The 26,872-nt window shown below is 75.1% G+C and carries 23 protein-coding genes, 1 tRNA gene and 1 pseudogene; 10 read left to right on the top strand and 15 right to left on the bottom strand.

The genetic code is table 11. From position 1 onward, the window contains the following. Positions 1-27: 27 nt before the first annotated feature. Entirely contained in the window at positions 28-1,044 is a 1,017-nt protein-coding gene (galE, locus tag IEX99_RS05885) for a UDP-glucose 4-epimerase GalE (RefSeq protein WP_229677836.1), read from the bottom strand. Positions 1,045-1,048: 4 nt separating this feature from the next. Beyond that, positions 1,049-3,364, bottom strand: a complete 2,316-nt coding sequence (locus IEX99_RS05880) for a GumC family protein (RefSeq protein WP_188899088.1) — start codon at positions 3,362-3,364, stop codon at positions 1,049-1,051. A gap of 221 nt (positions 3,365-3,585) precedes the next feature. On the opposite strand from IEX99_RS05880, the gene IEX99_RS05875 reads away from it, so the two are divergent. From IEX99_RS05875 to IEX99_RS05865, 3 genes are all read left to right on the top strand, one after another. Further along, positions 3,586-4,182: a polysaccharide biosynthesis/export family protein gene (locus IEX99_RS05875; protein ID WP_188899087.1), complete on the top strand. Its 597-nt coding sequence runs from the start codon at positions 3,586-3,588 to the stop codon at positions 4,180-4,182. Positions 4,183-4,286: 104 nt separating this feature from the next. After that, positions 4,287-5,084 (top strand): penicillin-insensitive murein endopeptidase, encoded by a 798-nt coding sequence (mepA, locus tag IEX99_RS05870; RefSeq protein ID WP_229677835.1) that lies wholly within the window; start codon positions 4,287-4,289, stop codon positions 5,082-5,084. Positions 5,085-5,200: 116 nt separating this feature from the next. Next, positions 5,201-6,085 (top strand): MBL fold metallo-hydrolase, encoded by an 885-nt coding sequence (locus tag IEX99_RS05865; protein ID WP_188899086.1) that lies wholly within the window; start codon positions 5,201-5,203, stop codon positions 6,083-6,085. A 34-nt stretch (positions 6,086-6,119) separates the two neighbouring features. On the opposite strand, the gene guaA is transcribed toward IEX99_RS05865, so the two are convergent. The 8 genes from guaA to IEX99_RS05825 form a co-directional block, all read right to left on the bottom strand. Beyond that, positions 6,120-7,712, bottom strand: a complete 1,593-nt coding sequence (guaA, locus tag IEX99_RS05860) for a glutamine-hydrolyzing GMP synthase (protein ID WP_188899085.1) — start codon at positions 7,710-7,712, stop codon at positions 6,120-6,122. Between the two features lie 45 nt (positions 7,713-7,757). After that, positions 7,758-8,354 carry a GNAT family N-acetyltransferase gene (locus IEX99_RS05855; protein WP_188899084.1) on the bottom strand — a complete coding sequence of 199 codons (597 nt, stop codon included), beginning with the start codon at positions 8,352-8,354 and terminating at the stop codon, positions 7,758-7,760. Further along, complete coding sequence (locus IEX99_RS05850; protein ID WP_188899083.1) at positions 8,351-9,673, bottom strand: RsmB/NOP family class I SAM-dependent RNA methyltransferase; 1,323 nt, start codon at positions 9,671-9,673, stop codon at positions 8,351-8,353. The genes IEX99_RS05855 and IEX99_RS05850 overlap by 4 nt, the downstream gene beginning before the upstream one ends. Beyond that, positions 9,670-10,368 (bottom strand): haloacid dehalogenase type II, encoded by a 699-nt coding sequence (locus IEX99_RS05845; protein WP_188899082.1) that lies wholly within the window; start codon positions 10,366-10,368, stop codon positions 9,670-9,672. The genes IEX99_RS05850 and IEX99_RS05845 overlap by 4 nt, the downstream gene beginning before the upstream one ends. A gap of 72 nt (positions 10,369-10,440) precedes the next feature. Continuing rightward, positions 10,441-11,526, bottom strand: a complete 1,086-nt coding sequence (locus IEX99_RS05840) for an LLM class flavin-dependent oxidoreductase (RefSeq protein ID WP_188899081.1) — start codon at positions 11,524-11,526, stop codon at positions 10,441-10,443. A 115-nt stretch (positions 11,527-11,641) separates the two neighbouring features. Continuing rightward, complete coding sequence (gene guaB, locus IEX99_RS05835; protein ID WP_188899080.1) at positions 11,642-13,138, bottom strand: IMP dehydrogenase; 1,497 nt, start codon at positions 13,136-13,138, stop codon at positions 11,642-11,644. Between the two features lie 88 nt (positions 13,139-13,226). Next, the gene (locus IEX99_RS05830) at positions 13,227-14,030 is read right to left on the bottom strand and encodes an RlmE family RNA methyltransferase (RefSeq protein WP_188899079.1); all 804 of its coding nucleotides are present in this window, start codon (positions 14,028-14,030) and stop codon (positions 13,227-13,229) included. Continuing rightward, a complete protein-coding gene (locus IEX99_RS05825; protein WP_188899078.1) occupies positions 13,958-15,169 on the bottom strand; it encodes a Ppx/GppA phosphatase family protein in 1,212 nt (403 codons plus the stop codon). The genes IEX99_RS05830 and IEX99_RS05825 overlap by 73 nt, the downstream gene beginning before the upstream one ends. A gap of 277 nt (positions 15,170-15,446) precedes the next feature. On the opposite strand from IEX99_RS05825, the gene IEX99_RS05820 reads away from it, so the two are divergent. Then, positions 15,447-15,520, top strand: a tRNA-Gln gene (locus tag IEX99_RS05820). A 104-nt stretch (positions 15,521-15,624) separates the two neighbouring features. Here IEX99_RS05820 and gpt read toward each other — a convergent pair. Further along, the gene (gene gpt / locus IEX99_RS05815; protein ID WP_188899077.1) at positions 15,625-16,119 is read right to left on the bottom strand and encodes a xanthine phosphoribosyltransferase; all 495 of its coding nucleotides are present in this window, start codon (positions 16,117-16,119) and stop codon (positions 15,625-15,627) included. Between the two features lie 13 nt (positions 16,120-16,132). Beyond that, complete coding sequence (locus IEX99_RS05810) at positions 16,133-16,474, bottom strand: tRNA-binding protein (RefSeq protein ID WP_188899076.1); 342 nt, start codon at positions 16,472-16,474, stop codon at positions 16,133-16,135. A 277-nt stretch (positions 16,475-16,751) separates the two neighbouring features. On the opposite strand from IEX99_RS05810, the pseudogene IEX99_RS05805 reads away from it, so the two are divergent. After that, positions 16,752-17,447, top strand: a pseudogene (locus IEX99_RS05805) (MlaA family lipoprotein); the annotation flags it as partial. Positions 17,448-17,614: 167 nt separating this feature from the next. Here IEX99_RS05805 and IEX99_RS22390 read toward each other — a convergent pair. Further along, positions 17,615-18,247 carry an ABC transporter substrate-binding protein gene (locus tag IEX99_RS22390; RefSeq protein WP_229677833.1) on the bottom strand — a complete coding sequence of 211 codons (633 nt, stop codon included), beginning with the start codon at positions 18,245-18,247 and terminating at the stop codon, positions 17,615-17,617. 96 nt (positions 18,248-18,343) lie between these two features. On the opposite strand from IEX99_RS22390, the gene hpnA reads away from it, so the two are divergent. The 4 genes from hpnA (at position 18,344) to IEX99_RS05785 (ending at position 23,438) form a co-directional block, all read left to right on the top strand. Continuing rightward, on the top strand, positions 18,344-19,339 hold the full coding sequence (gene hpnA, locus IEX99_RS05800) for a hopanoid-associated sugar epimerase (RefSeq protein ID WP_188899074.1): 996 nt from the start codon (positions 18,344-18,346) through the stop codon (positions 19,337-19,339). Next, positions 19,336-20,496, top strand: coding sequence for a glycosyltransferase (locus IEX99_RS05795; RefSeq protein ID WP_188899073.1), 1,161 nt, complete (start codon positions 19,336-19,338; stop codon positions 20,494-20,496). Before hpnA ends, IEX99_RS05795 begins: the two co-directional genes overlap by 4 nt. Before the next feature lie 171 nt (positions 20,497-20,667). After that, positions 20,668-22,659, top strand: a complete 1,992-nt coding sequence (gene shc / locus IEX99_RS05790) for a squalene--hopene cyclase (RefSeq protein ID WP_188899365.1) — start codon at positions 20,668-20,670, stop codon at positions 22,657-22,659. Further along, on the top strand, positions 22,656-23,438 hold the full coding sequence (locus IEX99_RS05785; protein WP_188899072.1) for a phosphorylase family protein: 783 nt from the start codon (positions 22,656-22,658) through the stop codon (positions 23,436-23,438). The genes shc and IEX99_RS05785 overlap by 4 nt, the downstream gene beginning before the upstream one ends. On the opposite strand, the gene hpnH is transcribed toward IEX99_RS05785, so the two are convergent. Continuing rightward, a complete protein-coding gene (gene hpnH, locus IEX99_RS05780) occupies positions 23,349-24,506 on the bottom strand; it encodes an adenosyl-hopene transferase HpnH (RefSeq protein ID WP_188899071.1) in 1,158 nt (385 codons plus the stop codon). The two genes, IEX99_RS05785 and hpnH, sit on opposite strands and share 90 nt — an antisense overlap. A gap of 12 nt (positions 24,507-24,518) precedes the next feature. Next, complete coding sequence (gene ispH, locus IEX99_RS05775) at positions 24,519-25,481, bottom strand: 4-hydroxy-3-methylbut-2-enyl diphosphate reductase (protein WP_188899070.1); 963 nt, start codon at positions 25,479-25,481, stop codon at positions 24,519-24,521. A gap of 281 nt (positions 25,482-25,762) precedes the next feature. On the opposite strand from ispH, the gene IEX99_RS05770 reads away from it, so the two are divergent. Continuing rightward, entirely contained in the window at positions 25,763-26,872 is a 1,110-nt protein-coding gene (locus IEX99_RS05770) for an enolase C-terminal domain-like protein (RefSeq protein WP_188899069.1), read from the top strand.

The raw sequence follows: 26,872 nt of genomic DNA, 5'->3' as shown, positions 1-26,872 counted from the left end.
GCCCGCCGCTCCGCCCGCGCTGCCGCCTCAGGCCGTCGCCGGCGCGGTGGCGGCGCGCCCGCCGTACCCCTGCGGATGCCGCTCGCGCCACGCCCAGGCAGTGCGGACGATCGCGTCGAGCCCGGCGAATCTGGGCGTCCAGCCTGTCTCGCGCCGCAGCCGTTCGCTCGAGGCCACCAGCACCGGCGGGTCGCCCGGCCGGCGCGGCCCGACCGCGTGCGGCACCTTGCGCCCGCCGACGCGCTCGACCGCCGCGATCACCTCGCGCACCGAGTACCCCGCCCCGTTGCCGAGGTTGTAGCGGCAGGAGCCGTGCTCCAGCCGCTCCAGCACGCGGAGATGCGCGTCGGCGAGGTCGGTCACGTGCACGTAGTCGCGGATGCAGGTGCCGTCGGGCGTCGGGTAGTCCGCGCCGAACACGGTGAGCGGCGGCGTGCGCCCGAGCGCGGCGTCGATCGCGAGCGGGATCAGGTGCGTCTCCGGCCGGTGGTCCTCGCCGAGGCGTCCCTCCGGATCGGCGCCCGCCGCGTTGAAGTAGCGCAGGCAGGCCGAGCGCAGCCCGTGCACCCGGTCGGCCCAGTAGAGGCCCCGCTCCACCATCAGCTTCGATTCGCCGTAGGCCGAGCCCGGCCGGACCGGCGCCTCCTCGTCGATCGGGATGCGGTCCGGCTCGCCGAACAGCGCGGCGGTGGAGGACAGCACGAACTTCCGCACCCCCGCCTTCACCGCCGCCTCGGCGAGCCACAGGCTGTTCGCCGCGTTCTCGGCGCAGTAGCGCAGCGGCTCGCGCATGCTCTCGCCGACCAGCGAGAGGGCGGCGAAGTGCAGCACCGCGTCGAAGCGGTGCGCGGCGAAAACCTCCGCCACGGCGCGGCGGTCGGCGAGATCGGCCACCACCAGCTCCGCGCCCGCCGGCACCGCCGCGCGGTGCCCCTGGTGCAGGTTGTCGAGCACCACGACGCGGTCGCCGCGCTCGACCAGCGCGAGCGCGACGTGGCTGCCGACATAGCCGGCACCGCCGGTCACGAGATAGCTTCGCCCCAAGCCCCTACTCCCTGAAATAGCCCCCGTAGCGGGGATGATACACCTCGCTGTCGGCATAGCCCGAACGGCGGTGGACCTTGGCGTCCACCCGGGTGAGCGCCGCCCCCACCACCCGCGCCCGCGCCTCCTCGAGCAGGCCGAGCGAGTTGCGCACCACGCTGCGCGGCGTGTCGCGCCAGCGCACGCAGAGCAGGGTGGCGTCCGCGAGCCGCGCCACCACCCGCGCGTCGGCCATGGCGAGCGCCGGCGGCGCGTCCAGCACGATCAGGTCGTAGTCCCGCCGCACCCGCTCGAGCAGCGCCACCATCGCCTCCGACATGAACAGGCCGAGCGAGTGGATCTCCGCCGCCCCGGCCGGGATGTAGTCGAGGCTGGTCAGGTGGTCGCGCCGGAGGATGTCCTCGAGCGTCGCCTGGCCGAGCAGGAGGTCGGTCACGCCCGGCGCGCCCTCGGCGCGGAATACCCGGCCCACGCCCGGCTGGCGCACGTCGCAGTCGATCAGCAGCACCCGCTCGCCGTTCATCGCCGCCGAGCGGGCGAGGGAGATCGAGGTGGTGGTCTTGCCCTCGCCCGGCCGCGCCGCGGTGACCAGCACGATGCGCGGCGGGTCGGCGCCGAGCCAGAGCGCGGCGCGCAGCGTCCGGATCGCCTCGGCGTAGGGACTGAGCGGCTTGCGCACCACGTAGTCCTCGGCCCGGTGGCGGCCGAGGATGCCCTTGCGCAGGGTCGGAATCAGCGCGAAGCACGGCAGGCCGAGCGCGCCGCGCAGATCGTCGCCGGAGCGGATGGTGCTGTCGGCCTGCTCGAGCACCCAGACGACGAGCAGCCCGAACAGGATGCCGAGCACCGCGGCCGCGGCGACGAAGGCGGTCACCCGCGGGAAGCTCGGCCGCACCGGGAGCGTCGCCGGAGAGAGCACCCGCGCGTCCGGCCGCTCGATCGCGTTCTGCGAGACGGTCTGCTGCGAGCGCTCGAGCACGGCGCGGAGCAGCGCGCGCAGCGCCTCCGCGTCACGCTCCAGCGCGGCGACCTGGATCTCGGCCGCCTGGGTCTCGTTGAGGACCTCTTGCTGGCTGCGGACCGACTGCTCGAGGCTGGCGACGCGGGCGCGCTGCGCCTGCACCTCGGCGGTCAGCGCCGACACCACGCGGGCAGTCTCCGCGCCGGCGGCGCGGTTGGCCGCGGCGAGCCGCGCGGCGGCGGCGCGCACCTCCGGATGGTTCCGGCCGTAGGTGGCGGAGAGCCGCTCGAACTCCCGCTGCGCCTCGTTCTGGGCGGCGATCGCCGCGGTGACGCTGCCCGCGCCGAGCGCGGTGAGATCGGTCCCGCCCCCGCGCTGCGCGGCCGCGAGTCGCGCCTCCGCCGTCGCCAGCTGCTCGCGCGCCGCGGTCAGGTCGGCGGTCATGCGGCTGAGCTGCTCGGTCCCGATCCCCGCGGCGACGCCGCGCGCGAGCCCGGACCGCGCCCGGATCTCGGCGATGCGGCTCTCGGTCGCCTGGAGCTCGCCGCGCAGCGCCGCGACGCGCCGGTCGAGCCAGTCGTTGGCGCGCCTCAGCTCGGCGAATTTCGACTCGAGCTGGTCGTTGATGTAGAGTTCCGCGGCGAGGTTCGCGACCGCCTGCGCGAGGTGGGGGTCCTCCGAGGTGAACTGCACCTGCAGCACCCGGCTGTTGCGCACCACCGCGACCAGCAACTGATCGAGCACCGCCTCCGCCGCGCTGATCTCGGCGCGCTCCTCGGGCGGCGTGCGGGCGATGGGCCTGGGCGCGACGAGCTCGGCGAGCTCGGCGGACCAGGGCGCGAGGCGGTCGGCGAGCTCGGCGCGGATGCGGAAAGGCAGGGTCCCGGCGCGCTCGGCGTCGCGCAGCCACCAGGCGAATTCCGGCCGCCGCGTCAGCTCGAACTGGCGCACGATCCGCCGCGCGACCGAGAGCGAGCGGATCACCTCGACCTGGCTCGCCAGCACCGCGTCCGTCGTGCCGTCCTGCAGCACCGCGGTCGGGCCGCGCAGCACCGGGTCCGAGTACTCCTGGCGGTCGTACATCACCTTCGTCGTGGCGGTGTAGAGCGGCGTCATCTGCCGCGTCGCGACGTAGGCGACGATGGGGAAGAGCAGCGCGCAGAGGATCAGCACCCAGCGCCGCCGCCGCAGCGTGGCGAGCAGGACGCCGACGCTCATGCCCTCCGGCTCGATCGCCGGCGCATAGCTCTCGCCGTAACCGGGCGCGGCGGCGCCCGGCCCCAGCGGGGGGCGCGGCGCGAAGGGCCGCGGCTCCGCGGTGGCGAGCGGTGTCCGCGACTGCACCGGTCGGTCTAGCATCGGTTCCAGGCCCCCCTCTCTCAACCAGGCGCTCGGGCGGCGGCGCCGCCAGGTCTCGCGCGTCGCCGCGAGGCCGTAAACGCGCGCGGACGCAAAGGGAGCGGCGCACCGGAAAACAACAGCGTGATGGACCGGTCCCGCAAGGACACCGGTTCGGATGCCCGGCGGAACGAGCGGCCGGAGAAAGCGTTCACCGGGCGTGGAGGAAGAGGGACTGCCCCATGCGATCACAATCACGCAACCAGCGGAGCCCGCGTTTCGTCCTGCTCATGGGCCTCCTGCTGCTCCTGGGCGCCTGCGCCGCCCCGGGCGCGCATCTGCCGCCGCTGCCGGAGACGGACCGGAGCAGCGCCAACGCCTACCGCCTCGGACCGAACGACGAGGTGCGGGTCACCGTGTTCAACGATCCGCGGCTGACCGGCGAATTCCGCGTGACCGACGCCGGCGCGATCGCCCTCCCCCTGGTCGGCACCGTGCCGGCGCAGGGCCGCAGCACGCGGGACGTCGAGCGGGCCATCGAGCGGGAGATGCAGCGCAAGGGGCTGTTCCGCGACCCCTCGGTCGCCGTGGAGGTGCGCAACTACCGGCCGATCTACGTTCTCGGCATGGTTGAGCGGGGCGGCCGCTACCCTTATGAACCGGGCATGACCGCTCTGTCCGCCGTCGCCGTCGCGGGCGGCTTCAACTACCGCGCGCTGCAGGACTACGTCTCGGTCACCCGGATCGGCCCGGACGGCCGCGCGCACGAGTACCGCGCCCCGCGCGACGCGCTGCTGCAGCCGGGCGACGTGGTCACCGTCTTCGAGAGGCGCTTCTGAGGCGGGCGGCCGCTGCCGCGCTGCGGGCGCTGGCGCCGGTCCTGGCGCTGGCGCTTCCCGCCGCCGCGGAACCGGCGCGGCGGCCCACGGGCGACCTCTCGGCCGTGACCGCCGCCGCGCCTCCGCCCTACCGCGGCGAGGTCTGGGGTGCCCTGAGGCGTCCCGCGGCCGGCCCGCCCCGTGCCATCGGCGGCCACGCCAACGGCTGCATCGCCGGCGCGGTGGCATTGCCGCCCGAGGGGCCAGGCTGGCAGGTGGTGCGCGCCTCGCGCAACCGCTTCTGGGGGCATCCGCGGCTGATCGCCTTCGTGCAGGACTTCGCCGGCCGGGCGCAGGCGCTCGGCTTCCCGGACCTGTGGATCGGCGACCTCGCCCAGCCGCGCGGCGGGCCGATGGCCTACGGCCACGCCAGCCACCAGACCGGGCTCGACGTGGACATCTGGCTCGACCTCTCGCCCAAGCCGCGGGTCCCGGCCGCGGCGCGGGAGGACATCCGCGTCCCCTCGCTCGTCCTGCCGGACGAGAGCGACGTGGACCCGGCCCGCTTCACGCCGCGCCACGCGGCGCTGATACGGCTCGCCGCGGAGAGCCCGGGGGTCGAGCGCGTGCTGGTCAACCACGCGATCAAGCGCGCGCTCTGCCGCGCCGAGGCGGGCGCGCCCTGGCTCCGCCGGGTGCGGCCCTGGCGCGGGCACGATTCGCACATGCATGTGCGCCTCGGCTGCCCCGATGGCGACCGCGGCGCCTGCCGCGACCAGGCGCCGCCGCCGCCGGGCGACGGCTGCGATGCGGCCACGCTCGACTGGTGGCTGACGCCCGAGGCGCGCCGCCCGCCGCCGCGCCCGCCGGGACCGCCGCCGGTGATGCCCCTCGCCTGCGCGCGCGTGCTGGCCGCGCCCTGACCGCGTATCGCCCTACCCGCTGGGCAGGAGGCGCCGCCTCGAGGATAGTGCCGCCGAGCGCCCGCGCCGGCCGCCGCGACGGCACGCGCGGCAGCCCGCCACCGAACGGAGGACGCATGAGCATCCCGGTCCCGCAGAAGCAGATCCCCGGCATCTACCACCGCCGCGTCGGCGACATCACCGTCATCGCGCTGAGCGACGGCTTCCTCGTCGGCTCGCTCGACGTGCTGAGGAACATCACGCCGGACGAGGCCGCGCGGATGCTCGTCGAGTCCTTCCGGCCGGTGCCGCGCGTCACCTCCGTCAACTGCTACGCGATCCATTCCGCCGGCCGGCTCGCCCTGGTCGAGACCGGCTGCGGCAACACCATGCAGGACACCGCCGGCAGGCTGCTCGAGCACATGGCGATCGCCGGGCTCGACCCGGCGCAGGTCGAGGCGGTGATCCTCACCCACATGCACCCGGACCACTCCAACGGCCTGACCGACCCCGCCACCGGCAGGCCGTTCTTCCCCAACGCCGAGCTGGTGCTGCACGCCGACGAGTGGGCGCACTGGCACGACGACGCGCGCATGGCGCAGGCGCCGGAGATGCATCGCGTCCGCTACTTCCCCTCCGCCCGCCAGCAGGGCGCCCCCTACCGCGACCGGCTGCGCCTGCACCGCGGCGGCGAGGTGTTCCCCGGCGTCACCGCCATGCCGATCCCAGGCCACACGCCGGGCCACACCGGCTACATGATCGCCTCCGGCAGCGACGCGCTGTTCATCTGGGGCGACATCGTCCACGTCCCGGACGTGCAGATCCCGCGCCCGGAGGTGGCCATCGAGTTCGACGTGGACTCCGCCGCCGCGATCGCCACGCGCAGGCGCGTGCTCGACATGGCGGCGACCGACCGGCTGCTGATCGCCGGGATGCACGTGCACTTCCCGGGCTACGCGAACATCGGGCGCGGCCCGGAGGGCTACCGGCTGGTGCTGGAGCCCTGGCGCCAGACGCTGTAGGGGCGGCGCGCGCGGCGGGCGCCGCCGTCGCGCGCTACTCCCACTCGATGGTGCCCGGCGGCTTGCTCGTGATGTCGTAGGTGACGCGGTTGACGCCGCGCACCTCGTTGACGATGCGGTTCGCCACGCGCGTCAGGAAGCCCATGTCGAAGGGATAGACGTCGGCGGTCATCCCGTCGGTGCTGGTCACCGCGCGGAGCGCGCAGGCGTGGTCGTAGGTGCGCTGGTCGCCCATCACGCCCACGGTGCGCACCGGCAGCAGCACGGCGAAGGCCTGCCAGATGGCGTCGTAGAGCCCGGCGGCGCGGATCTCCTCGAGGAAGATCGCGTCCACCTTGCGCAGCAGGTCCGCCTTCTCGCGCGTCACCTCGCCGGGGATGCGGATGGCGAGGCCCGGGCCCGGGAAGGGGTGGCGCCCGACGATGCCCTCCGGCAGGCCGAGCTCGCGCCCGAGCGCGCGCACCTCGTCCTTGAACAGCTCGCGCAGCGGCTCGACCAGCCGCATGCGCATCCGCTCCGGCAGGCCGCCGACGTTGTGGTGCGACTTGATCGTGACGCTCGGCCCGCCGGTCGCGGAGACGCTCTCGATCACGTCCGGGTAGAGCGTGCCCTGGGCGAGGAAGTCGGCGCCGCCGAGCCGGCGCTGCTCCTCCTCGAACACCTCGACGAACAGCCGGCCGACGGTCTTGCGCTTCTCCTCCGGGTCGGTGACGCCGCGCAGCGCGCCGAGGAACAGGTCGGAGGCGTCGCGGTGCACGAGCCGGATGTTGAAGCGGTCGCGGAAGGTGGCGACGACCTCCTCCGCCTCGCCGGCGCGCATCAGGCCGTGGTCCACGAAGATGCAGGTGAGCCGCTCGCCGATCGCCTGGTGGATCAGCGCCGCCGCCACCGCCGAGTCCACCCCGCCGGAGAGGCCGCAGACCACGCGCCCCTCCCCCACCTGGTCGCGGATGCGGGCGATCGCCTCGGCGCGGAAGGCGCCCATCGTCCAGTCGCCGCGGCAGCCCGCGACCTTGTGCGTGAAGTTGCGGAGCAGCGCCGCGCCGTGCGGCGTGTGGACGACCTCCGGGTGGAACTGCACGCCGTAGAAGCGGCGCGCGTCGTCGGCGATGAAGGCGAAGGGCGCCCCCTCCGAGACGCCGATGACGCGGAATCCGGGCGGCAGGCGCGTCACCCGGTCGCCGTGGCTCATCCAGACCTGCTCGCGCCCGCCCTTCGCCCACACGCCCTCGGTCAGCGCGCACGCGTCCACCACATCCACGAAGGCGCGGCCGAACTCGCGGTGGTCGGCGGGCTGCACCTCGCCGCCGAGCTGCGCGCACATCGCCTGCTGGCCGTAGCAGATGCCGAGCACGGGGACGCCGAGCGCGAACACCACCGCCGGGGCGCGCGGGCTCTCGCCCTCGTGGACGCTCGCCGGGCCGCCGGAGAGGATGATCGCCTTCGGCGCGAAGGCGCGGATGCGCGCCTCCTCGGCGGAGAAGGGCCAGATCTCGCAATAGACGCCCGATTCGCGCAGCCGGCGCGCGATGAGCTGCGTCACCTGGCTGCCGAAGTCGAGGATGAGGACGCGGTCGTGCCCGCCCGCAGCGGGCGACGACGGGGCGGAATGCGGGGCAGTGACCATGGCGGCTTCCAGCACAACCGGCCGCGCGGCGCAAGCCGCTGGCGCCTACCGTTCCGGCGCCGGGGCGGTGGCGGCGAGCAGCGACTCGATCGGGTCCCACACCATCGCGTTCTGCTCCACCTCGCGCCCGGCGAAGCGGATCACCTCGCGCGCCGCGAGGCGGCCGCCGAGCCGCCCGTAGAACCAGCGCGTCGGGTTGTCGCGCAGCACCCAGAGCATGACGGAACGGCAGCCGATCGCCTTGAGGTGCGCGGCCATCGCCCGCATCAGCCGCCGCCCCGCCCCGCGCTCGCGGAAGTCCTCGAGCAGGTAGAGCGTCTCGATCTCGCCCTCGGCCAGCGCCGGGCGGCGCGAGCGCCCGCCGGAGGCGAACCCCACCACCGCGGGCGGCTCGCCGCCCTGTCCGCCCGCCGCCCCGGAGGCGACGGCGACGAACACGGCGTGCCCGTCGGCCCGGTCGAGGATCGCCCGCTCGTAGGCGCAGCCGAGGCGACGGGCGCAGAGCGCGGCGAGGTAGGCGTCGGGCAGCACCCCGGCATAGGTGTTGCGCCAGGTCTCCGCATGCACCGCGCCGATCGCGGCGGCGTCGGCGGGGCGGGCGCGGCGGATGCAGATGGTGGTGGCGGAGCCGGTGTGGGTCATGGCGCGCGACGCTCCAGCACCGCGACGAAGAACCCGTCGGTGCCGTGGCGGTGCGGCGTGAGGAGCAGCCACGGCGCCTCGCCGCCCGGGAAGGGCGCGGCCTCGCCCGCGAGGCGCGGCCAGAGGTCGCGCGGCGGGATCGGTGCGAAATCGTCACGGGCGGCCGTGAACGCCTGCATCTGCCCCTCGTCCTCCTCGGGCAGCACCGAGCAGGTAGCGTAGATCAGACGGCCGCCCGGGCGAACAAGTTCCGCTGCGGCGGCGAGAATCTCCCGCTGGCGCGCCGTCAGCTCCGCAAGGTCGTCCGGGAGGGTGCGGAGCCGGGCGTCCGGGTTGCGCCGCCAGGTCCCCGTTCCCGTGCAGGGCGCGTCCACCAGCACCCGGTCGAACTGGCCGGCGCGGCGCTTCGCCCAGCGGTCGCCGGGGACCAGCAGGTGCCGCTCGGCGTTGTCCACCCCGGCCCGGCGGAGGCGGCGCACCGCCCCTTCCAGGCGCGGCGCCGAGACGTCGCAGGCGACGATGCGGCCCTTGTTGCCCATCGCCGCCGCCATGGCGAGCGTCTTGCCCCCCGCCCCGGCGCAGTAGTCGCAGACCCTGAGCCCCGGCCGCGCGTCGGCGAGCAGCGCGACGATCTGGCTGCCCTCGTCCTGGATCTCGACCAGCCCCTCGCGGAAGGCGCGGGTGCCGGTGACGGGCCGGCGGCCGGCGACGCGCAGGCCCCAGGGGGACCAGGGCGTCGGCCTCGCCTCCACGCCTTCCGCGGCGAGGGCCGCGGCGGCCTCGTCGCGCGTCGCGCGCAGCAGGTTCACCCGCAGGTCGAGCGGCGCCGGGCGTTCCATCGCCGCGGCCTCGGCGGGAAGGTCGTCGCCGAAGCGCGCACGCAGGCGCGGCAGCAGCCATTCCGGGACGTTGAGCGCGACGTGCTCCGGCATCTCCGGATGGCGCAGCGCCTGCCCGGCGAGGCGCGCCAGCACGCGCCGCTCCTCCGGCGCGAGCGGCGCGGCGGCGAAGCGCCCGCCGGGGAAGGCGCCGCGGCCGAGGCCGTCCAGGTCCCAGCCCTCCGCCAGCAGCAGATGCGCGCCGATCAGCAGCCGCGGCGTCGCCGCCGGGGCGCCGGCGCGGGCCAGCCACCAGTCGAGCCGCAGGCGCTGGCGGATCGTGCCCCAGGCGCGCTCGGCGACGGCGCGGCGGTCGGAGGCGCCGATGAAGCGGCGGGCGCGGAAGAAGTCGTTGGCGATCGCGTCCGCCGGCCGCCGCGGCTCCGCCTCGACGGCGGCGAGCAGCTCGATCGCGGCCGCGATCCGCGCGGCGGGCGTCACGTCGCGCCGAGGCGCAGCAGCGCGGGCAGCGGGGCGAGGTCGGGAATCTCCGGCACGCCCGCCTCGCGCAGCCCGTACTCGTCGGGCTCGCCGGCGCGGTTGACGCGCACCGCGCCGAAGCCGTTGGCGAGCGCCGCCTGGGCGTCCCAGGCGTTGGCGGAGACGAAGGCCATCGCCTCGGGCGCCTCGCCGAAATGCCGCGCGGCGAGGCGATAGACGCGCGGATCGGGCTTGAACACGCCGACCTCCTCGACGCTCAGGACCGCATCGAGCAGCCCGGCGATCCCGGCCGCCTCGCAGGCCTCGGCGAGCATGCCGGGCGTGCCGTTGGAGAGGATCGCGGCCGGCACGCCCGCCGCGCGCAGCGCCTCGAGCGTCGCCCTCGCCTCCGGAAAGGCGTCCGGCCGGCGGTAGGCCCGCAGCAGGTCCTCGCGCAGCGCCGGATCGGCGATGCCATGCCGGGCCAGGACGTAGTCCAGCGCGTCGCGGGTGCAGAGGAAGAAGTCCTCGTGGTGCTGGGGCCCCGTCAGGCTGCGCACCCAGGTGTATTCGAGCTGCTTCTGCCGCCAGGCCGCGGCGACCTCGCGCCAGCGCGGCCCGAAGCGCGCCGCGTGACGCGCCACCGGCGCCTGCACGTCGAGCAGCGTGCCGTAGGCATCGAAGATCACGGCGGCGGGGCGAGGCGGGGCGGCCATGGCCGGATCATGCCCGCCGCCGCGGCGCGGGGCCAGGGCCGCGCGCCGGCCCTCGCCGCCGCGTGCGCGGCGTCACTCCGCGGCCGGGGCCGGGGCGCCGGCGCCGAGGCGGTCGAGAGGGCCGAGCGCCTTCTCGAGCAGCGGCCGCACCTCCGTCGCGAAGCGCTCGATCGAGCGCAGCGCGGTCGCCTGGTCGGAGCCGCCGGGGCTGAAGTTCATCAGGTAATGGTCGGGCCGGGCGATGCGGATCTCCCGCGCGATGCGCTCGGCGACCACCTCCGGGCTGCCGACGAGGAGGTTGTCGGCCATCTGCTCGAGCGTCGGCTCGTTCTCGTAGGGCTTCTCGACCAGCATCGCGCCCTGCATCAGCTCCTCGCGCCGGCGCAGGCTCTGCGACAGGCGGACCTGGGAGCGCGAGTGCTCGACGAAGCGCATCACCTCCTCGCGGCTGTCGGTGACGCAGACGTGGCGCGAGACGGCGAAGCGCATGCCGCGCGGGTCGCGCCCCTCGGCGGTCCAGGAGGCGGCGAAGCGGTCGCGCGCCCTGGCGAGCAGCTCGGGCGTGAAGTGGCGCGGCGTGACCATCACGCCGTAGCCCTTGCGCGCCGCCAGGCGGTGCAGGTCCGGATTGTCGCCGGCGACCCAGACCTCGGGGATGCGGTTGTTCACGGTGCGGGAGGCGATGTGCGTCTCCGGCATGCGGTAGTGCTCGCCCTCGAAGGAGAAGGTCTCCTGACCGAAGGCGAGCTCCAGCATCCGCATGAACTCGATCACCTTGGGCACCGAGTTCCTCAGGTCCTCCCCGAAGCGGTCGAACTCGTAGGGCTGGTAGCCGCTGCCGACGCCGAGGACGAGGCGCCCGTGCGTCATGGAATCCACCAGCCCGATCTCGGCGAGCAGGCGCGCGGGGTGGTAGAGCGGCACGACGACGACGGCGGTGCCGAGGCGGATCGTCGTCGTCTCGCCGGCGAGGCGGGCGAGCATCATCAGCGGCGAGGGGCTGGCGCAGTAGTTCGAGAAGTGGTGCTCGGCGATCCAGGCGGTGGAGAAGCCGGCCTGCTCGGCGAGCTTCACCTGCTCGACCTCGTTGTCCACGAGCTGCCGGGTGGGCGTGCCGGGCGTGCGGTAGCTCATCAGGTTGAAGTGGCCGAAATCCATGGCGCGTTCCCTCGCGTTGCTCCGCCGTGCTGGCTTGGCGAGGGTGGAGTGTCGGCGATCCGGGCCGGCGGCTCAACCGCCGCGCGCCGGCGCGGCGGAGGGGACGGCGGCCCCGTCAGTCCTGGCGGTAGTTCGGCGCCTCGCGCGTGATCGCCACGTCGTGCACGTGGCTCTCGCGCAGACCGGCGTTGGTGATGCGCCGGAAGCGGCAGGACCGCTGCATCTCCGCGATCGTCGCGTTGCCCGTGTAGCCCATCGCCGCGCGCAGCCCGCCGACGAGCTGGTGGATCACCGTCGCCACCGGCCCCTTGTAGGCGACGCGCCCCTCGATCCCCTCCGGCACGAGCTTGAGCTGCTCCTGCACGTCCTGCTGGAAGTAGCGGTCCGCCGAGCCGCGCGCCATCGCCCCGAGCGAGCCCATGCCGCGATACGCCTTGTAGGAGCGGCCCTGGTAGAGGAACACCTCGCCCGGCGCCTCGTCGGTGCCGGCGAACAGGCTGCCCATCATCACGCAGTCGGCGCCGGCGGCGATCGCCTTGGCGATGTCGCCCGAGGTGCGGATGCCGCCGTCGGCGATCGCCGGCACGCCGCGCGCGCGGCACACCGCCGCCGCCTCGATCACTGCGGTAAGCTGCGGTATGCCGACGCCCGCCACCACCCGCGTCGTGCAGATCGAACCGGGTCCGATGCCGATCTTCACCGCGTCGGCGCCGGCGTCGATCAGCGCCTCCGCGCCTTCGGCCGTGGCGACGTTGCCGGCCACCACCTGCACCGAGTTCGACAGGCGCTTGATCCGCTCCACCGCCGCCAGCACGCCGCCGGAATGGCCGTGCGCCGTGTCCACCACGATCACGTCCACCTCGGCCTCGATCAGCGCCTCGGCACGGCGCAAGCCGTCCTCGCCCACCCCGGTCGCCGCGGCGCAGCGCAGCCGGCCGAGCGCGTCCTTCACCGCGCTCGGGTGCGCCAGCGCCTTGTCCATGTCCTTTACGGTGATGAGGCCGACGCAGCGGAACGCCTCGTCCACCACCAGCAGCTTCTCGATCCGGTGCTTGTGCAGCAGGCGCCGCGCCTCCTCGGGCGCGACGCCCTCGCGCACCGTCACCAGGTTCTCGCGCGTCATCAGCTCGTAGACGCGGGAGTTCGGGTCGGTCGCGAAGCGCACGTCGCGGTTGGTGATGATGCCGACCAGCCGGCCCGTGCCGCGCTCCACCACCGGGATGCCGCTGATCCGGTGCTGGCGCATCAGCGCCTGCACCTCGGCCAGGGTCTGGTCGGGATGGATGGTGACCGGGTTCACCACCATGCCGGACTCGAACTTCTTCACCTGGCGGACCTGCGCCGCCTGCTCCTCCGGCGAGAGGTTCTTGTGGATCACCCCGATGCCGCCCGCCTGCGCCATGGCGATCGCCATGCCCGCCTCGGTCACCGTGTCCATCGCCGCCGCGACCAGGGGGATGTTCAACGCGATCTCGCGCGTCAGCCGCGTGCGCGTGTCGGTCTGGCTGGGCAGGACGGTCGAGTAGGCCGGCACCAGCAGGACATCGTCGAAGGCCAGCGCCTCCTCGATCACGAGGCGCCGGGCGGGGTCGGGCAATGTGTCGGGTGCCATGGGGGAAGGATTCGCCATCCGCTGCCTTGGCGCGCCCCCATAGCCGCCGGAGGCGCGGCTTAGCAAGCGCGCGAGCGTTGCGGCCCGCTCACGTCTGCGCTGCGCCGCCCGCCGCCGGCACCGCGGCGGCGCCCCGGAACCCCGTCGCCACCACGTAGAGCTCGCTCGATTCCTTCCGGCTCGCCGGCGGCTTGGCGTGGCGGACGGCGGCGAAGTTGCGCCGCAGCGCGTCGAGCAGCCCCCGCTCCGCTCCGCCCTGGAACACCTTCGCGACGAACGCCCCGCCCGGCGCCAGCACGCGCAGCGCGAAGCCGAGCGCGATCTCGGCGAGCGCGACGATGCGCAGATGGTCCGTCGCCGCGTGCCCCGTGGTGTTCGGCGCCATGTCGGAGAGCACGAGGTCCGCCGGCCCGCCGAGCGCCTCCTCGACGCGCCGCTCGGTCTCCTCCTCCCGGAAGTCGCCCTGCAGCACGGTCGCGCCCGGCACCGGCTCCATCGGCAGCAGGTCGAGCGCCACCACCCGCCCCGACGGGCCGACCTTGCGCGCCGCCACCTGCGTCCAGCCGCCCGGCGCGGCGCCGAGGTCCACCACGCGCGCCCCGGGCCGGAGCAGGCGGAACCTCGCGTCCAGCTCGAGCAGCTTGAACGCGGCCCGGGAGCGCAGCCCCTGCGCCTGCGCCGCCCTGACATAGGGGTCGTTGAGCTGGCGCGTCAGCCAGCGCTGGCTGCCCGCGCTGCGCCTCTTGGCGTCGCGCAGCCGGCTGGCCAGGAGGCGACCCCCCGCGGGCGATCTCGGCATGGCGCGGCCCCCCCGACGCGTCAGGCGCGGCCCGGCGCGGCGAACAGCGCCGCCACCCCGGCGGCAGCGCCCTCGGCCGCTTGGTGGCGCCATCGCGCCGATCGCGCCGCGGCCCGGTCGGCGCGGATCATGCGCATCAGCATCCCCTCGCGCAGGCCGCGATCGGCCACCGTCAGCCGGGGCGCCGGCCAGACCTGGCGGATCGCCGCATAGACCGCGCAGCCCGGCAGCACGAATTCCACCCGCTCCGGCCCGACGCAGGGGTGCGCTGCCAGCCCCTCGCGCCCCAGCGCGAACAGGTCGGCGAGTGCCGCGTCGGCCGCCTCGCAGTCGAGGGTCTGGCCGTCCACCAGCGGCCGGCGGTAGCGCGGCAGCGCCAGCGCCACGCCGGCCAGCGTGGTCACGGTGCCGGAGGTGCCCATCAGCCGCACCCCGCCGGCGCGGATCTCCTGCCCGATGCAGTGCACCCGGTCGAAGGCGGCGAAGTGGGCCGCGACCTCCTCGACCACGGCGAGGAAGCCGCGCTCCGAGAAGCAGGAAAGGCCGGCCCGCTCGGCCAGGGTGACGACGCCGAGCGGCAGGGAGAGGTATCCGATCAGCTCCGGTATCCCGGCCGCATTCTGGTGCTCCGGCCGCCCCCCGCGCTCGCGTGGCGGGCGCACCCGGATCCAGGCGATCTCCGTGCTGCCCCCGCCGATGTCGAACAGGAGCGCCCTGCGGTCCCCGGGCTCGAGCAGCGGGGCGCAGGACTCCATCGCCAGCTCGGCCTCCTCGCGCGCGGAGATGATGCGCAGCCGGAGGCCGGTCTCCGCCTCGACGCGGGCGAGGAAGGCGGGGCCGTTGGTGGCGCGGCGGCAGGCCTCGGTGGCGACCGCCTGGAGCCTCCGCACCGGCCGCCGCGCCAGCTTCTCCGCGCAGGCGCGCAGCGCCGCGAGGGCCCGCCCCATCGCCGCCTCGGACAGCCGCCCGGTGGCCGCGAGGCCCTCGCCGAGCCGCACGATCCGGCTGAAGCCGTCGAGCACGCGGAACCCGCCGGCCGGCCCGGGCGCCCCGATCAGCAGCCGGCAGTTGTTGGTGCCGAGGTCGAGCGCCGCGAAGGCCGGGGCCAGCCCGCCGCCGCCCCATGGCCCATGCGGGCCCGTCCCCACCCGCGCCGGCGGCGATGGCGGCGGGTCGGCGGAGACGGCCGCCGCGGCGGCTTCGGCCGCGGCGAATGCGGAATCGTCGGGCATCTCGGGCGTCCGGTCCGCTCCGTAGGGGCGGACGTCTGATGATCCGGCTATGTGGGCGGAGCGGCAAGCGGATTCGAGGAGGCCGAACGGCCCGGCCCCCGGCCCGGGGAACGCGCGACGGGCCGTGCAGGACCGGCGCGCCATCCGGCCGTTGCGTGCCGTCGCCGCGGTCCTGCGCCCGCCTGGCCCCCGCCCGCGGCTTGCTTCGGCGGCCCGCGCGCGCTAGCTAGCGGGCATCGGCCGAACCGCCGTGTCGGGTGGCGCGCGCCGATCCGCTTGGGGGATAGTTTAGCGGTAGAACTACCGGCTCTGGACCGGTCAGCCCTGGTTCGAATCCAGGTCCCCCAGCCACTTCCCCGCGCCGCCACTCCGCGACCGATGCGCCGCTGCGGCCCCTCCGGGCCGGCCGAGGCGCCGTTGCCCCTGACCGGGAGCGGTCCGCCGCCCCCCGCGCCCTATGCGGCGTTGCCCCCGCTTGCGTGCGCCTTCGCGATCGGCGCAATGAATTGCGGCTCGGTGTCCCAGGGGAACAGGATCCAGGTGTCCTGGCTGACCTCGGTGATGAAGGTGTCCACCAGCGGCCGTCCTAGCGGCTTCGCGTAGACGGTCGCGAAATGCGCCTTCGGCAGCAGCGCGCGGACCACCCGCGCGGTGCCGCCGGTGTCCACCAGGTCGTCCACCAGCAGCCAGCCCGTGCCGTCCCCGGCGGCCGCGGGCAGCTTGGCCACGCGCGGCTCGCCCCGCTCCTCTTCCTCGTAGGTCAGGATCGAGACCGTCTCGATGACGCGGCACTCCAGCTCGCGCGCCACGATCGCCGCCGGGATCAGCCCGCCGCGCGTGATCGCCACGATCCCGGTGAACGGCCCAAGGCCGACCAGGCGCCAGGCCAGGGCCTTCGAATCCCGGTGCAACTGGTCCCAGGTGACAGTGTAGTAGCGCGGCGAGGTCATGCGGCGCCGCGGCTCAGTACACTCGCCCGCCGTCGGGCACCTTGAAGTCGGGACGGAGCAGCACCACCGCGCCGTTCTCGTCCGGCAGGCCGAGCACCAGCACCTCGCTCTCGAAGCCGGCGATGCGCCGCGGCGGGAAGTTCACCACCGCCACCACCTGCCGCCCGATGAGCCGGTCGGGCGTGTAGTGGTCGGTGAGCTGGGCCGAACTGCGCTTCACGCCGGTCGCCCCGCCGAAATCCACCCAGAGCTTGATCGCCGGCTTGCGCGCCCCGGGGAAGGGCTGGGCGTCGACGATGGTGCCGACGCGCATCTCGACCCGCTCGAACTCCTCGATGGTGATCTGGCCGGCCATGGATGCGCCCTCTAGCCCAGCAGACGGGGTTGCGGGAAGGGCGGGCGGATCGCATTCGCCGGAGCGGGAGCGGACCCGGTGGCCGGCACCTGAGTTCGGAATGGCGGGGCGTGCCTCCCGCCCCCTCCGCGTGCGTCCGGAAGCAGCTCCGCGGCGGCTGCATGGCCCCGTTAAGCATGCCGCGCGCTCTTCGGTGCAGGCTTTTTGCGCGTTTCTGTCTGCCTCGACGTGATTTCGCGGGTGCCGGCCCCTGGGCCTGATCCGGTATGGTGAAAAGATGCGCTCCGCCCGATTCCGCCAGGGCCTGCTCCGCAGGCTGCTGCCCCTCCTCCTTCTTCTCGCCCCGCTCGCCGCCTGCGCCACGGCCGGCGCGAACGGCCCCGAAGCGTTCGAGCCGACCGATCCCGGCGACCCGAACGAGGCCCTGAACCGCGAGGTGTTCGACTTCAACCTCGCCCTGGACGACGCGGTGATCCTGCCGGTCGCCAGGGCCTACCGGGCCGCGGTGCCGGAGTTCGCGCGCGTGCGCATCCGCCGGTTCCTCGAGAACCTGGAGGAGCCGCGTGTCCTTGCGAACAACCTCCTCCAGGGCCGGCTGGAGGATGCCGGCCACACCACGCTGCGCTTCGTCTTCAACTCGACGGCCGGGCTGGGAGGCCTGTTCGACGTCGCGACCGACTGGGGCATCGCGCGGCGCACCGGCGATTTCGGCCAAACGCTCTACGTCTGGGGCATCGCGGATTCGCCCTACCTCGTCCTGCCCATCGCCGGTCCCTCCACCGTCCGCGACACGATCGGGCTGGTCGGCGACGGCTTCCTCAACCCGCTCAACTGGCTGATCCCGTTCGAGGCGAACATCGGCCGCGGCGTCGTGGCCGGCATCGACCTGCGCGAGCAGAACATCGAATCGCTCGACGCGCTGCGCCGGGAGTCGCTCGACTTCTACGCGCGGCTGCGCAGCGTCTGGCGCCAGCGCCGGGCGGCCGAGCTGCGCAGCGCCATCGTCGGCGCCGCCGAGCCCAACGAGGGCCTCGACGTGCTGCAGGATCCCGGCGCCGCCGCCCCGGCCGAACCGCCCGCCTCCGGCGACCCGCGCGCGGCCGCCCCGCCGCCCGGCGCCGCCGCCGCTCCCGGCGGCGCTCAGCCGCTCAGCAGCGCCGCGCTGCGGCGGCGTAGCTCGGCGGCCAGCCGCTCGGGCCCGCCCTCGCGCAGGATCGTGGTGAACTCGGCGCGGCGCGAGGCGAGCTCGCTGATCGCGCCGGTCAGGTAGATGTCCACGATCCTCCAGTCCTCCGTCGCCGACCGGCGCATCAGGTAGTTGAGCTGCACCGGCTCGCCGTCGGTCCGGTTCAGGGTCGTGCGCACCAGGCGGTCGCCGGTGCGCAGCTCCGTCTCGCCGAGCGTGGTGAAGGTCTCGCCGGAATAGCCGTCGAAGCGGGCAGCATAGCTGGCGACGGACCAGTCGGTGAAGGCCGCGACGATCGCGGCCTGCTGCTCCGGCGCCATGCGGGTCCAGGCGGGGCCGACGGCGATGCGCGCCATCGCGGGCAGGTCGAAGGCCGCTTCCATCGCCGGCCGCAGGCGCTGCTCGCGCCCGCGCGGGCCGAGGCGCCGCGCGTCGCGCATCACCTCGAGCAGCACGGCGTGGAACCGCTCGACCACCGCCGTCGGCTCGCCGGCCTGCGCGCGCGCGGGCCGGGCGAGGGAAGGCGCAACGAGAAGGGCGGCGATGCCGAGCAGGGCGCGCCGACCGCGCGAATCGGGACCGGTCATGGGGGCGGACATAGCACGGGCGCCGCCTCTCGGCTGGACATCGGGCCCGCGTCCGGCGACACGTTCGCCGGAGCCTCCCTGCCGCCCGCGGAGACCATGCCCGAACGAGTGCTGCTGACCGGCGCCACCGGCTTCCTCGGCTCGGCTATCGCGCGCGCGCTGCTCGCCTCGGGCCGCGAGGTGCGCGCCCTGGTCCGTCCCGGCACGCCGCGCCTCCTCCTGGAGGGGCTGGAGGTGGAAACCGTCCCCGGCGACCTGCTCGACGCGGATTCGGTCCACGCCGCGGCGGCGGGCTGCGCGGCGGTGGTCCATTGCGCCGCCGACTACCGCATCTGGGTGCCCGACCCGGACCGGATGGAGCGGGTCAATGTCGGCGGCACCCGCGCGGTGATGGAGGCGGCGCTCGCCGCCGGGGCGCGCCGCGTCGTGCACGTCAGCAGCGTCGCCGCGCTGAAGCCCCGTCCCGATGGCACCCCCGCCGACGAGGCCGACGCCGCCCGGCCTGAGGAGGCGATCGGCCCCTACAAGCGCAGCAAGACCCTGGCCGAGCGCACCGTGGAGGCGATGGTCCGCGACCGGGGCCTGCCGGCGGTGATCGTCAATCCCTCCACCCCGGTCGGCCCCCGCGACCGGCGCCCGACCCCGACCGGCCGCGTCATCCTCGAGGCCGCCCGCGGCCGCATGCCCGCCTACGTGGATACCGGCCTCAACCTCGCCCATGCCGACGACGTCGCGGCCGGCTGCGTTGCGGCGCTGGAGCGCGGCCGGATCGGCGAGCGCTACATCCTCGGCGGCCAGGACGTCGCGCTCGGCGACCTGCTGCGCCACATCGCGCGCCGCGCGGGCCGCCGCGATCCGGTCCGGCTGCCGCGCGGCCCGCTCTGGCCGCTCGCCGCCGCCTCCGAGGGCTGGGCGCGCCTGACCGGGCGCGAGCCGATGCTGACCCGCGACGGCCTGCGCATGGCGGCGCACCGGATGTTCTTCTCCAGCGCCCGCGCCGAGCGGGAGCTCGGCTACCGCGCCCGTCCCTGGACCGAGGCGGTGGACGACGCCCTCGACTGGTTCCGCCAGGCGGGAATGCTCCGGCGGTGAGCCTCGCGGTCGCGCTCGCCGCGGCGCTCGCCTGGGCCGTGCTGATCCTCGGCCGCGGCGGCTTCTGGCGCTGCGACGTGGACGACCGCGACGCCGGCGCGCTGCCGGAGCCCGCGTGCTGGCCGGCCGTCGCCGTGGTGGTGCCGGCGCGCGACGAGGCCGCGACCGTCGGGGCCACCGTCGCGGGGCTGCTGGCGCAGGACTATCCGGGACCGCTCCGCGTCGTGCTGGTGGACGACCGCAGCCGCGACGGCACGGCGGAGGCGGCGCGGGACGCGGCGGGCGGCGACCCCCGGCTGGAGGTCATCCGGGGCGGGGCGCGCCCCGCCGGCTGGACCGGCAAGCTCTGGGCCCTCCGCCAGGGCCTCGGTCATCTTGCCGACTCGCCCTGCGACTACCTGCTGTTCACCGACGCGGACATCCGCCACGCCCCGGACAGCTTGCGCCGCCTCGTCGCCCGTGCGGAGGCCACCGGCGCGGTGCTCGTCTCGCTGATGGCGCGGCTGCGCTGCGAGAGCCTCGCCGAGCGGGCGCTGATCCCGGCCTTCGTGTTCTTCTTCCAGATGCTCTACCCCTTCCGCTGGGCCAATGCGCCGCGCGCCCGCACCGCCGCCGCCGCGGGCGGCTGCGTGCTGCTGCGCCGCGCCGCCTTCGCGCGCGCGGGCGGGCTCGAGCCGATCCGCGGCGCGATCATCGACGACTGCGCGCTCGCCCGGCGGATGAAGGCGCAGGGACCGATCTGGCTCGGCCTCACCGATCGCGTGGTCAGCCTGCGCGGCTACCGGGGCCTCGACGGCATCCGGCGCATGGTGGCGCGCACCGCCTATGCGCAGCTCGGCTACAGCCCGCTGGCGCTGGCGGGGATGCTGCTCGCCCTGGCCCTGGTCTTCCTCGCCCCGCCGGCCCTGGCGCTGGCCGGCGCCGGCGCGGCGCGCGCGCTCGGCGCGGCGGCCTGGTTCGCCATGGCGGGAGCGTTCGTGCCGATGCTGCGGCGCTGCGGCCTCTCGCCGGCCTGGGGCCTGGCGCTGCCGGGAATCGCCGCGGCCTACATGCTGTTCACGCTCGATTCGGCCTGGCAGGAGGCGCGCGGCCGCGGCGGCATGTGGAAGGGCGAGCCCGGCCCGCGGGCCGACCCCTCGCAGGCCGGAGACGGCTGACCGGCCGCCCGAGCCGCGGGGCGGGGGCCGGCCCCGTCGCGTCCCGGCCACGACGCCGGCGGCCGCGCGCCTGTTCCGCGATCGGTGCGCAGCGGCATTCGCCCCCTGGCTTTCGGCAGGCCCGCATCCCGGGCTATGTTCGCGGACCCAGGAACGATCAGCGTGTCGAAGATGCAGGACTTCCCGTCGGCGGCGCTCGCCGCGCCGGCCGACCTCCTCGGCCGCGACCTCCTCGACGAGGCGGTGGACCGCGGCGCCGCGGCCTTGCGCGCGGCGCAGCGCCCGGACGGGCACTGGGCCTTCGAGCTCGAGGCGGACGCGACCATCCCGGCCGAGTACATCCTGCTGCGCCACTTTCTCGGCGAGCCCGACCCGCCCGAGCGCGAGGCCCGCTTCGCCCGCTACCTCCGCCGCCTGCAGTCGCCGGACCACGGCGGCTGGCCGCTGTTCCATGGCGGCGCCCCCGACGTCTCGTGCAGCGTGAAGGCCTATTTCGCCCTCAGGCTGATCGGCGACGGCCCCGAGGCCCCGCACATGCGCCGCGCCCGCGAGGCGATCCGCGCCGCCGGCGGCGCGGAACGCTGCAACGTCTTCACCCGCATCGCCCTCGCCCTGTTCGGCGAGGTGCCGTGGCGCGCCGTGCCGGTGATGCCGCCGGAGATCATGCTGCTGCCGCGGTGGTTCCCGTTCCACATCGCGAAGATCTCCTACTGGGCGCGCACCGTGCTGGTGCCCCTGCTGGTGGTGATGGCGCGCCGCCCGCGCGCCGCGAACCCGCGCGGCGTGAGCGTCCGCGAGCTGTTCCTCGTGCCGCCGGAGCGGGTGCGGCGCTGGCCGGGCGGGGAGCATGAGAAGGAGCCCTGGGCCACCCTGTTCCGCGCCCTCGACCGCGTGCTGCAGACGGCGCAGCACGTCTTCCCCGCCGGCCCGCGCCGGCGCGCCGAGGCGTTGGCCGAAGCCTTCGTCACCGAGCGACTGAACGGCGAGGACGGGCTCGGCGGCATCTTCCCCGCCATGGTCAACGCCCTGCTGATGTACCGCTGCCTCGGCGTCCCCGAGGATGATCCGCGCATGCGCACCGCCCGCGCCGCCATCGAGAAGCTGGTCACCGGGCGCGGCGTGGACGAGGCCTACCTCCAGCCATGCCTCTCGCCGGTCTGGGACACCGCACTCGCCTGCCATGCCCTGATCGAGACGGGCGATCCGCGCGACGAGGCGGCCGCGCGCGCCGGGCTGCGATGGCTGCTGCCGCGCCAGGTGCTCGACGTGGTCGGAGACTGGGCCTGGCGGCGACCCGGCGTGCGGCCCGGCGGCTGGGCCTTCCAGTACGCCAACCCCCACTACCCGGACGTGGACGACACCGCCGCGGTCGTGCTGGCGCTGGATCGCGCCCGCTCCTCCGGCCTGCTCGAGGGCGCGGCGGTGGACGCGGCCATCGCGCGCGCCGCGGAATGGGTGCGCGGCATGCAGTCGCGCGGCGGCGGCTGGGGCGCCTTCGACGCCGACAACGAGCACCACGCGCTGAACAGCATCCCCTTCGCCGACCACGGCGCGCTGCTCGACCCGCCGACCGCGGACGTGACCGGCCGCTGCCTCGCCATGCTCGCCCAGCTCGGCGACGGCCCCGAGGACCCGGTGGTCGCGCGCGCGACCGACTGGCTGCTGCGCGAGCAGGAGCCCGACGGCTCCTGGTTCGGCCGCTGGGGCGTGAACTACGTCTACGGCACCTGGTCGGTGGTGACGGCGCTGAACGCCGCCGGGCTGCCCCCGGACGCGCCGCCGATGCGGCGCGCGGTCGCGTGGCTGAAGGCGCGGCAGAACCCCGATGGCGGCTGGGGCGAGGACGGGGCGAGCTACGCGCTCGACCGGACCGCGCCGCGCGCGCCGGCCCCGAGCACCGCCTCGCAGACCGCCTGGGCGCTGCTCGCGCTGATGGCCGCCGGCGCGGCGGAGGACGAGGCGGTGGCGCGCGGCGCCGCCTTCCTGCTGCGCAGCCAGCGGCCGGACGGGACCTGGCCCGAGGAGGCCTACACCGGCACCGGCTTCCCGCGCGTCTTCTACCTCCGCTACCACGGCTACCGGCAGATCTTCCCCGTCTGGGCGCTGGCGCGGCTGCGCGCCCTGCGGCGCGGCAATTCGCGCGTCGTGCCGCACGGGCTGTGACCGCCGCGCCGCTGCTGGTCGTCGTCGGCATGCGGCGCGAGGCGGCGCTGCTGCCCGCGGAGGCGACGGTCGTGTGCGCGGGCGGCGATCCGCGGCGCGCGGCGCGGCTGCTGCAGGCGTGGGCGGAAGCTCCCGACCGCGCGCCCGGCGGAGCAGGGGCGCGGCCCCGGGGGAGCGAGGACAGGCGCGCCGCGGCGGCGGTGCTCAGCTTCGGCATCGCCGGCGCGCTCGACCCCGCGCTGCGGCCGGGCGACCTGCTCGTCGCGACGGAACTGCGCGGCGCCGAGGGCGCGCCCTACCCCGCCGATCCCGGCTGGTCCGCCGCCCTCGCCGCCGCGACCGGCGCCCGCGCAGGCCCGTTCGCCGGCGCCGATGCCGTCGTCGCCGACGCCGCCGCCAAGCGGGCGCTTCGCCTCGCGACCGGCGCGCTTGCCGTGGACCTCGAATCCGGGCCCGCCGCCGCCTTCGCCGCCGCGCGCGGCCTGCCCTTCGCCGCGCTGCGCGCCGTCGCCGACACCGCGGCCGAGCGCATCCCGCCCGCCGCCCTCGCCGGCCTGACCCCGGAGGGCCGCGCCGACCCGCTGGCCGTCCTTCGCGCGCTGGCCCGCCGCCCGGGCGACCTCGCCGACCTGCTCCGCCTCGCCGCGCGCAGCCGCGCCGCGCTGGCGGCGCTTCGCCGCGCCGTCGCGCTACTCGGCCGCGATCTGGGGCGCGGCCCTCTCCCGCTCGCGCTTCTGCCGTTCCTGCTCCTCGGCGAGCGCCTGCTCCACGTGGCGTGAGAACACGTACTCCGCCGGGCGCTGGCCCTCGAGCGGGATCTCGGGCGCCATCGGCCCCGCGGTGCGCGGCCCGCGCAGCGCCGCCCACAGCGCCTTCCACGGCCGCTTCACCGCGTCCATCACCGCCGTCGCCTCGTAGCCGGAGTGCACCATGCAGTCGGCGCACTTCTCGTAGTTCCCGGTGCCGTAGGAGTCCCAGTCGGTCTCCTCCATCAGCGCGCGGAAGCTCCTCGCGTAGCCCTCGCCGATCAGGTAGCAGGGGCGCTGCCAGCCGAAGACGTTGCGCGTCGGGTTGCCCCAGGGGGTGCAGCGGTAGCTCTGGTTGCCGGCGAGGAAGTCGAGGAACAGCGGCGAGTTGCCGAACCGCCACCCCCTGCCCCTGCCGCGCGCGAAGATCGCCCGGAACAGCTCCTTGGTGCGGCGCCGGTTGAGGAAGTGCGCCTGGTCCGGCGCGCGCTCGTAGGCATAGCCCGGCGAGACCATGATCGCGTCCACGCCCATCGCGGTCACGTCGTCGAAGAACCGCGCCATGCGCTCCGGATCGGCGTTGTTGAACAGCGTGCAGTTGATCGCGACGCGGAAGCCCCGCGCCCGCGCCGCCTTCAGCGCCTGCACGGCGCGGTCGTAGACGCCCTTCTGGCTCACCGCCCAGTCGTGCTGCTCGCGGTCGCCGTCGAGGTGGATGTCGAGGGTGAGTCGCGGATGCGGCGTGAACCTGTCGAGCTGCTTCTCGAGCAGCAGCGCGTTGGTGCAGAGGATCACCACCTTGCCGCGCGCGAGGCAGCCTTCGACGATCCTCGGCATCTCCTTGTGCAGCAGCGGCTCGCCGCCGGCGATCGCCACCACCGGCGCGCCGCACTCCTCCACCGCCTCCATGCACTCCTCGAAAGAGAGGCGGCGGTTCAGGATCGGGTCGGGGTAGTCGATCTTGCCGCAGCCGGCGCAGGCCAGGTTGCACCTGAACAGCGGCTCCAGCATCAGCACCAGCGGGTATCGCTTCCGGCCGGCGAGGCGCTGGCGGAGGATGTAGGCGCCGATGCGCAACTGCTGCGCGAGGGGGATGCCCATGCCGCGACCGCCCTATTGCGCCGACGCCGCCGCGGCCGCCGCGGGGGAGCGCGGTTCCAGCGCGGCCGGCAGGCGGAAGTGCACGTTCTCGACCACGCCTTCCAGCGTGCTGACGGATTCGACCGGCGCGACGCGGCCGAGCGCCTCGACCAGCTCCCGCACCAGGCTCTCGGGCGCCGAGGCGCCGGCGGTGATGCCGACGGTGCGCGCGCCCGCGACCCATTCGGGCCGCAGCGCCGAGGCGTCGGGGATCAGGTGGCAGGGCACGCCCTGCTCCGCCCCGATCTCGCGCAGCCGGTTGGAGTTGGAGCTGTTCGCCGCCCCCACCACGAGCAGCACGTCGCACTGCCGCGCCAGCGCGCGCACCGCGGTCTGGCGGTTCTGGGTGGCGTAGCAGATGTCGCGCGTGTCGGGCCCGACGACGTCGTCGAACCGGGCGCGGATCGCCTCGATGGTCGCCCGCGTGTCGTCCACCGAGAGCGTCGTCTGGGTCACGTAGGCGACCGGGCGGGAGCGCGGCAGCGCCAGCCGCTCCACGTCCTGCGCATCCGCCACCAGATGCACCTCGCCGTCGATCTGGCCGAGCGTGCCGACGACCTCGGGGTGGCCGGCATGGCCGATCAGGATCACCGCGCGGCCCTGGGCGGCATAGCGGCGGCCCTCGTTGTGCACCTTGGAGACCAGCGGGCAGGTCGCATCGAGCACGTCGAGGCCGCGCGCCGCCGCGGCGGCCTCGACCTGCCGCGACACGCCGTGGGCGCTGAACACCGTCACCGCGCCCGGCGGCACCTGGTCGAGCTCCTCGACGAAGATCGCGCCGCGGCGCTCCAGGTCCTCCACCACGCGGCGGTTGTGCACGATCTCGTGGCGCACGTAGACGCCCGGGCCGTGCATCTCGATGGCGCGTTCGACGATCGCGATCGCCCGCACGACACCCGCGCAGAACCCGCGCGGCTGCGCCAGGATCACCCGCATGCCTCATTCCCCCAGCGGAACGCCGGCGGGGACGTTCCGGTCCGTATCCGCACTATTCGCATCTCCGGCGGCCGAAGGTAATGGGCCGCCGCGGCGGGACCCCGCCGGCGAGGCGAAGATGCCGGCCCGGATACGGCTTTGGAAGGATTTCCTGACCGGGCAGGTCTGATTTCGCCCCGAAGCGTGGCATCGCTGCCGCGCCCGCGGCGCCGGCAACCCGTCTCCCGCCGCCGGCGAGGGCGGGATAGGCTGCGCCGCTCCGGGAGGGGAGGCCGCGCGCCATGAGGATCACCGACGTCGTCCTGACGCTGTTCGCCTGGAAGGACATCCCGCCCGTCACCTACGGCGCGCACACTGCGGCGTCCGCCGGCGAATCGCGGCTCGGCCTGCTCGAGATCCGCACCGACCAGGGCGTCACCGGCCACGCCTTCCTCGGCTCCGCCACCATCCCGGCGGATGCGGAGGCGGCGATGCTGATCCGCTGGCTGAAGCCGCTGGTCCTGGGCGAGAACCCGCTCGACCGGGAGAAGCTCGTGGCGCGGCTCTGGACCCGCATCCGCCAGGCGACGCCGCGCGCGATCGGCGCGGTGGACGTGGCGCTGTGGGATCTCGCCGGCAAGGCGCTCGGCGTGCCGGTGCACCGCCTGCTCGGCACCTACCGCGAGGCGATCCCGGCCTACGCCAGCTCCGCCATCCTCCCCTCCCCGGACGCCTACGCCGAGGAGGCGGTGCGCTACCGGGAGGCCGGCTGGGCCGCCTACAAGATCCACCCGCCGCAGCGGCCGGAGGCCGACATCGCCGCCTGCCGCGCCGTGCGCCGCGCCGTCGGCGACGACTACCGGATCATGCTCGACTCCACCTGGGCCTACGACTTCCCGACCGCGCTCCGCGTCGGCAAGGCGGCGGAGGAGCTCGGCTTCTACTGGTACGAGGACCCGCTCGCCGACCAGGACCTCTACAACTACGTCAAGCTGCGCCAGCTCCTGCGCATCCCGATCATGGCGACGGAGTACCCGCTCGGCGGCCTCGACGGCTACGCGGCCTGGATCATGAACCGCGCCACCGACTACCTGCGCGGCGACGTCGCGGTGAAGGGCGGCATCACCACGGTGCTCAAGACCGCGCACCTCGCCCAGGCCTTCCGCATGAACTACGAGATCCACCACGGCGGCAACTCGCTCAACAACTTCGCCAACCTGCACCTCGCCATGGCGATCCCGAACACCGAGTTCTTCGAGGTGCTGCTGCCCGCCGAGGCGCAGAAGTACGGCGTCGTGGACGACATCGAGATCGGCAGGGACGGCATGGTGCGCGCCCCCGACCGGCCCGGCCTCGGCGCCGAGATCGACTTCGACCTGATCCGGCGCATGACGGTCGCCGTGCTGGGCTGA

Source organism: Caldovatus sediminis, assembly GCF_014644455.1.
Classification (GTDB): domain Bacteria; phylum Pseudomonadota; class Alphaproteobacteria; order Acetobacterales; family Acetobacteraceae; genus Caldovatus; species Caldovatus sediminis.
Note: the sequence above shows the minus strand (reverse complement) of the source record. Positions and strands in the feature narration are given on the sequence as shown.